Source organism: Streptomyces sp. NPDC002536 (genome assembly GCF_053594995.1).
This window is the reverse complement of the sequence record NZ_JBSFWU010000222.1, coordinates 1-3,649: the sequence shown is the minus strand read 5'-3', so window position 1 is coordinate 3,649 and position 3,649 is coordinate 1. Positions and strand designations below refer to the sequence as shown.

The 3,649-nt window shown below is 71.1% G+C and carries 4 protein-coding genes; all 4 read left to right on the top strand.

Annotated elements, in window-relative coordinates; translation table 11 throughout:
- The first annotated feature begins 213 nt into the window (after positions 1-213).
- The 4 genes from ACWD4B_RS35475 (at position 214) to ACWD4B_RS35460 (ending at position 3,481) form a co-directional block, all read left to right on the top strand.
- Entirely contained in the window at positions 214-732 is a 519-nt protein-coding gene (locus ACWD4B_RS35475) for a hypothetical protein (RefSeq protein ID WP_451424632.1), read from the top strand.
- A gap of 81 nt (positions 733-813) precedes the next feature.
- On the top strand, positions 814-1,656 hold the full coding sequence (locus ACWD4B_RS35470; RefSeq protein ID WP_451424631.1) for a DUF4097 family beta strand repeat-containing protein: 843 nt from the start codon (positions 814-816) through the stop codon (positions 1,654-1,656).
- A gap of 65 nt (positions 1,657-1,721) precedes the next feature.
- Complete coding sequence (locus ACWD4B_RS35465; protein WP_451424630.1) at positions 1,722-2,696, top strand: ATP-binding cassette domain-containing protein; 975 nt, start codon at positions 1,722-1,724, stop codon at positions 2,694-2,696.
- Positions 2,693-3,481, top strand: a complete 789-nt coding sequence (locus tag ACWD4B_RS35460; protein WP_451424629.1) for an ABC transporter permease — start codon at positions 2,693-2,695, stop codon at positions 3,479-3,481. Before ACWD4B_RS35465 ends, ACWD4B_RS35460 begins: the two co-directional genes overlap by 4 nt.
- Positions 3,482-3,649: the final 168 nt, after the last annotated feature.

Genomic DNA, 3,649 nt, shown 5'->3' with positions numbered 1-3,649 from the left:
CCCCAGGCGAGGGTGCTGTACTTCGTCGCCTCCGCATGCCGCCCCCGCGGTGGTGCCTCGGCTGCAGGCCGTCGGTGGCCGGTCGCGCAGTTCCCCGCGCCCCTTACGGGGCGCCATGGCACCACGTGACACCACATGGCACCGCCCCCGTTTTCCCGTGGCGGCGCCACTCCGGCTTGCGTATGGCGCCACAATGGTGCCATCATCTCCGTCATGGACCTCACCCCGTATGTCGACAACCTCCGCCGCGAACTTGCGGTGGCTGCCGAAGCCGGCGGCGACGATGCCCGTGAGCTGGCCGAGCGGCTCACCGCTCCGCTGGAGTCGGCGACCCGTCTGACCATGCTCAACGTGCTCTCCGCCGCGATGGACGAGATCACCCGTGAACTCGCCCCCGGCTCGGTCGACGTACGGCTGCGCGGGCTGGACCCCGACTTCGTCGTGACACCGCCGCCCGCCGACATCGGCCCCGCGGAAGCAGTGGCCGCCCCCGCCGCACCGCTCGCGCCGCCGCCCCCGGCGGAGGGCGACGAGGGCGGCATCGCCCGCGTCAACCTGCGCCTGCCGGCCCACCTCAAGGCGCGCGCCGAGGAGGCCGCGAGCCGCGAGGGCCTGTCGGTCAACGCCTGGCTGGTGCGCGCCGTTTCGGCCGCGGTCGAAGGCGGCGCCCAGCCGCGCGCGACGCAGAAGACCCGCACCATCGGACAGAGCTTCACGGGCTGGGTGCGCTAGCCGCGCCCCGCCCGCACCACGCCACCCACACCGCGTCCCACATGCGGGGACGGCGCAAGGACTCATGAGGACGGGACAGCCATGCCTTCTTTCGACACTCCCGAATCCATTTCGGTCACCGCCTACGTGTACGCCGGTTCCATCCAGTTCACCGCGGACGACCGCCTCGACACCGTCGTCGAAGTGCGGCCCCGCAACCCGAAGAAGGACCTGGATGTACGGGCGGCCGATCAGACCGAGGTCGCCTACGCGCGCGGCATCCTGACCGTCACCACGCCCAAGGCCAATCTGCTCGGGCGCGGCGGCATCGTCGACGTGACGGTGGAACTGCCCACGGGCTCGCGCATCGACACGACCGGCGCCGGGGTCAATGTGCTCGGCGACGGCCGGCTCGGCGAGGCCCGTGTGAAGACCACGGCCGGCGACGTCCGCCTCGACACCACCGGTCCGCTGAAGCTGACCGTGCCGCACGGCTCGATCACCGTGGACCGGGTCGAGGGCATGGCCGAGATCACCAGCAGCACCGGCAGCATGCGCGTCGGCATCGTCGACGGCCCCGCCGTCCTGAAGAACTCGCACGGCAGCACGACCGTCGGTGCCGTGACCGGCGAGCTGCAGGTGCGCGGCGCCAACGGCGGCATCGACATCGCGCGCGCCGAGGCGTCGGTCACCGGCACCACGACCAACGGCCACCTTCGCGTCGCCGAAGTCGTCCGCGGCGAGGTCCAGTTGGAGACCTCCAACGGCTCCATCGAGATCGGGATCCGCGAGGGCGCCGCCGCCTGGCTCGACGCCGCCTCCAGCCACGGGCAGGTGCACAACACCCTCGCCGCCTCCCAGGCCCCGGGGGACATCGAGGACAGCGTCAAGATCCGCGCCCGCACCCGCTACGGCAACATCGACATCCGCCGCGCCCGGCCCTGACGCCACGGCACCACCTTCAAGCCACTCCAGCCCTCGAACGGGAGGACCCCATGCGCACTTCTGTCATGCCCATGTCTATTCAGGGCGGTTCGCAGCCGCCCGCCGCCGTCTCCGCCATCGGTCTGCGCAAGTCGTACGGCGACAAGACCGTGCTCGACGGCATCGACCTGCGGATCCCGGCCGGTTCGGTCTTCGCGCTGCTCGGGCCCAACGGCGCCGGCAAGACCACCACCGTGCAGATCCTGTCCACGCTCATCGCCGCCGACGGCGGCCAGGCCCAGGTCGCGGGCCACGACGTCGCCACGTCACCGGACGGGGTGCGCGCCGCGATCGGCGTCACCGGCCAGTTCGCCGCGCTCGACGACCTGCTCACCGCCGAGGAGAACCTGCTCCTCATGGCCGACCTGCTGCGTCTGGGCAAGCGCGAAGGGAAGGCGCGCGCCAAGGAGTTGCTCGAACGGTTCGAGATCGCGGACGTGGCGAAGAACCGGGCCGCGACCTTCTCCGGCGGCATGCGCCGCCGCCTCGACATCGCCATGACACTGGTCGGCGACCCGCAGGTGATCTTCCTGGACGAGCCCACGACCGGGCTCGACCCCCGCAGCCGCCGCACCATGTGGGACACGGTGCGCTCGCTGGTCGCGGGCGGCACCACCGTCTTCCTCACCACCCAATACCTGGAGGAGGCCGACCAGTTGGCCGACCGGATCGCCGTGCTCGACGGCGGCCGGATCGTCGCCGAGGGCACGGCCGACGAACTCAAGGCGCAGATCCCCGGCAGCCACGTACGGCTGCGGTTCGCCGACCCCGCCGAGTACGAGCGCGCGGCGGCCGCCTTCCCCGGCGCGGTCCGGGACGACGAGAACCTCGCGCTGCGCGTGGCGGGCGACGGCGGCATCGACGCCCTGCGTGCCCTGCTCGACCGGCTCGACGCCGCCGGCATCCGGGCCGCCGACTTCTCCGTGCACACCCCCGACCTCGACGACGTGTTCCTCGCCCTGACCGGACACGGCACTCACGCCAAGGAGACCCTGCGATGAGCACCCTCACCTACGCCGTGCACGACTCGATGACGATGCTGCGGCGGAACCTCAAGCACGCGATCCGCTACCCCTCGGTGGGCCTCGGCAGCGCCATGATGCCGATCCTGATGCTGCTGCTGTTCGCGTACGCCTTCGGGGGCTCGATAGGCGCCGGGCTCCCGGGAGGCGGCGGCCGGGACGCGTACGTGAACTACCTGACGCCCGGCATCATCATCATGGGCGTGGCCGCAGGTTCGATGTCGACCTCGATCGCGGTCTGTTCCGACATGACCGAGGGCATCATCAACCGCTTCCGCACCATGAACATCACGCGTTCGTCGTTCATGACGGGCCATGTCATCGGCAGCGTCATCCAGACGATGGTGTGCATGGTCCCGGTCGTGGGCGTCGCACTCGCCGTCGGCTTCCGCTCCGGGGCGACCGCGCTGGACTGGCTGGCCGCGGCCGGCCTCCTCGCGGCCGTCGCCTTCGCGGTGACCTGGCTGTCGGTGGCACTCGGCCTGATCTCCAAGACCGTCGAGTCCGCGAGCAACAAGCCGATGCTGATCCAGCTCCTGCCGTTCCTGGGTTCTGCATTCGTGCCGGCCGACTCGATGTCGCCGGGCCTGCGCTGGTTCGCCGAGTACCAGCCGTTCACGCCGATGACGGAAACGCTGCGCGGCCTGCTCTCCGGCTCGGAGATCGGCAACAACGGCTGGATCTCGCTGACTTGGTGCGCGGGTATCGCCGCGGTCGGCTATGTGTGGTCGCGGTCGCGGTTCAACAGCACCACCAAGCGCTGACGCTCCGCCGGATGTGCGGTACTGCGGGTGCGGGGTTGGCTGTGGTTGCTCGCGCAGTTCCCCGCGCCTCCGGTCTGGTGAGTCGGCCTGGGGCGCGGTTTCGACGTTGCCGCCGACCCGTTTCCCCAGGCCGCTCTCCGAACCCGGCGTGCGACTCTCACCGCACCG

Excerpts from the sequence above, each read along its gene's own strand:
- ACWD4B_RS35460 (WP_451424629.1), top strand. The coding sequence starts at position 2,693 with ATGAGCACCCTCACCTACGCCGTGCACGACTCGATGACGATGCTGCGG.
- ACWD4B_RS35465 (WP_451424630.1), top strand. The coding sequence starts at position 1,722 with ATGCCCATGTCTATTCAGGGCGGTTCGCAGCCGCCCGCCGCCGTCTCC.
- ACWD4B_RS35470 (WP_451424631.1), top strand. The coding sequence starts at position 814 with ATGCCTTCTTTCGACACTCCCGAATCCATTTCGGTCACCGCCTACGTG.
- ACWD4B_RS35475 (WP_451424632.1), top strand. The coding sequence starts at position 214 with ATGGACCTCACCCCGTATGTCGACAACCTCCGCCGCGAACTTGCGGTG.